Annotated in this window: 2 protein-coding genes; both read right to left on the bottom strand. The window is 56.9% G+C overall.

Annotated features, from left to right (window positions below; all coding sequences use genetic code 11):
• Positions 1 to 99: 99 nt before the first annotated feature.
• Positions 100 to 840: an IS21-like element helper ATPase IstB gene (gene istB / locus Q1K29_RS18360; protein WP_011783363.1), complete on the bottom strand. Its 741-nt coding sequence runs from the start codon at positions 838 to 840 to the stop codon at positions 100 to 102.
• Between the two features lie 11 nt (positions 841 to 851).
• Positions 852 to 2,393, bottom strand: coding sequence for an IS21 family transposase (gene istA / locus Q1K29_RS18355; RefSeq protein WP_011783362.1), 1,542 nt, complete (start codon positions 2,391 to 2,393; stop codon positions 852 to 854).
• Positions 2,394 to 2,457: the final 64 nt, after the last annotated feature.

Below are 2,457 nucleotides of genomic sequence, written 5' to 3'. Positions count from 1 at the left end.
TGCGTATTCCGGCGAACGTGAACACTCATTCCGGCTGAACGTGAACACCTTTTCTCTTAACGCATTACCCACCGAGGTTTGTACCCCGGGTGTTCACGTTCAGTCAATTTCCGGAAGTCGTTTTCTCATGGATTCTCCGTTCAGGGCCCAGCGATGGGCGTTGTGCATCAGCCGATCCAGAATGGCATCGGCCAAGGTGTTGTCACCGATGGCGGCGTACCACTGATCGGTGGGCAATTGGCTGATGATCATGGTCGACTGGGTGCCGTGCCGGTCATCCATGATTTCCATCAGATCATTTCGGTGCGCCGGGCTCAGCGCTTCCAGCCCCCAGTCATCCAGGATCAGCAGGTTTATTTTGCTCAGCTGGTTCAGAGTTTTCTGGTAAGTACCGTCCGCTTTGGCCTGCGTCAGCTCCAGCATTAATCGGGAGATTCGGTAGTAGCGGGCACTGAGACCGTTCAGGCAGGCCTGATGGCCAATGGCACAGCCCAGATACGTTTTGCCGCTGCCGCAGGGGCCGGTGATCAGCAGGTTCTGTCCTCGTTCCAGCCAGTCGGTCTGGGCCAGCTGCGCCACTTGGGCCTTCTTGAGATTGCGTCGGTGCTGGTAGTCGATGTCCTGAACCGAAGCCCGGAGCTTGAAGCGAGCCTGGCGAACCAGGCGATCCTGTTTCCGGTGCTCCCGGGTCTGGCACTCCCGGTCGAGCAACAGCTCCAGCCGTTCAGTGAACGACAGCTCGTCATAAGTACCCGGCTGGTTTTGTTGATGTTCCAGGGCGGCAGCCATGCCGCCCAGTTTCAAGTCTCTTAGTTTTGTCAGGGTCTTGATCGTACTCATGGTGGTGTCTCCTAGTGGAAGCTTTTCGGGCCACGGATGTTCTCGTGGTGCTGGGGCAGCTCTGTATGCAGGGGCAATTGTTCCGGCAGTTTGTCGCGGTTGCTCTGGAGAATGGCTTTGATGTGTTTCAGGCGGTTCAGGCCTTCGCGGTTGGCGATACGGCAACTGGCGTTCAGGCGTGAACCGGGGTAGGCCTTACTCAGATTGAGCAGCCCGAGACAGACCCGGTAGGCCTGTTCCGGATGCTCCCGCTCATCCAACCGATCACTGACCCAGATCAGGGTGTCTGGCCCGATGTCACGGGCCCAGTTCTTGAGACGCCCAGGTGTCCACTGTTGTTGTTTTCGGTGGCGTGTAGGCATGTGTCCAGGCTCGGTGGTGATGCCGAATTGATGGCTGCGAGGATGGCTGGCGATCTGCCGTTGCCGGAAGTAGACCTGCACCAGACGCTCACTGGCATGGATCTCCACTCGCTCCCCCACATACTGGTGCGGTACCGAGTAATGGTGTTGGCTGAACTCGATGTGGTAATCGATATTGACCCGGCAGCGTCGGATGTCCACGTACTCATAGGGGTGTTTCGGTAACGCCCTCAGAGCAGGCTGGTCCAACGCCTTGAAGGCGTCCTGACGACTGCCTGGTAGACGCTTGAACGGTCGGCTGTTCAGGTCTTCCAACAGTGATCGGATGCACTGATTCAGATCTGCCAGAGTGAAGAAGGTGTGGTGACGCAACCGGGCCAGTATCCAGCGCTCAACGATCTGCACGCCCACTTCCGCCTTGGATTTGTCTTTGGGCTTGTAGGGCCGCGCTGGCATCACCGCGACCTGATAGTGCGCCGCCAGTTGCTGGTAACTGGGGTTCAGGTCCGGATCGTACCGACAGGCTTTGTTGACACCGCTGCGAAGATTGTCCGGTACCACCATCTCCGGACAACCTCCAAAAAACTCAAACGTGCGCACGTGACTCAACAGCCAGTTCTGCAACTCCTGAGTCCAGGTGGCTTCTGCATAGGTGTAATTGGAGGCACCCAGTACGGCGACAAACACCTGAGCCGTGCGGATCTCGCCGGTTTGCGGGTTGATGATGGGTACGGTGGGGCCGCAGTAATCAATAAAGCATTTCTCGCCGGCCTTATGGGTCTGGCGCATGGAGCGCTTTTGCTGCTTCAACCAGTGCCGGTAGCGATCACAGTATTGCGAGTAGCTGTAACACCGGTTGGGGTACCGGGCAGTGTACTCCTCCCACAGCAACTGCTTGGTGACAGTTTTACGCTTGAGTTCCTGATAAACCGTTGTCCAGTCAGGCACTTGATAACGTGACGATGAGGTGGGATCTGAGCCCGGATAGAACATAGCCGCCAAGCGGCCATCGTCCAGATCCTCCGGCAACGGCCAAGTAATCTCTAAGGCGTTAGCCTGAGAAAGGAGCTTCTGTATGGCTCCGACACTGGTCTTGGTGCCAGCGCTGATCTGCCGGATCGAAAGCCCGGCTTCCAGCCTCAGGCGAAGGGCTTCTCTGATTTTGCGCATTGGAATTCTCTTTGCTGCCATGACTCTGGACCCCAAAAAAAGGAACCAGAGTAGCAAACGGTTGAATAAACAATGCGTTAAGAAA

The sequence above is a fragment of the Henriciella sp. genome (genome assembly GCF_029937755.1).
Classification (GTDB): Bacteria; Pseudomonadota; Alphaproteobacteria; order Caulobacterales; family Hyphomonadaceae; genus Henriciella.
The sequence above is the reverse complement of the archived record's forward strand: the minus strand, read 5'-3'. Positions and strand labels throughout refer to the sequence as shown.

Excerpts from the sequence above, each read along its gene's own strand:
- istB (WP_011783363.1), bottom strand. The coding sequence starts at position 840 with ATGAGTACGATCAAGACCCTGACAAAACTAAGAGACTTGAAACTGGGC.
- istA (WP_011783362.1), bottom strand. The coding sequence starts at position 2,393 with ATGGCAGCAAAGAGAATTCCAATGCGCAAAATCAGAGAAGCCCTTCGC.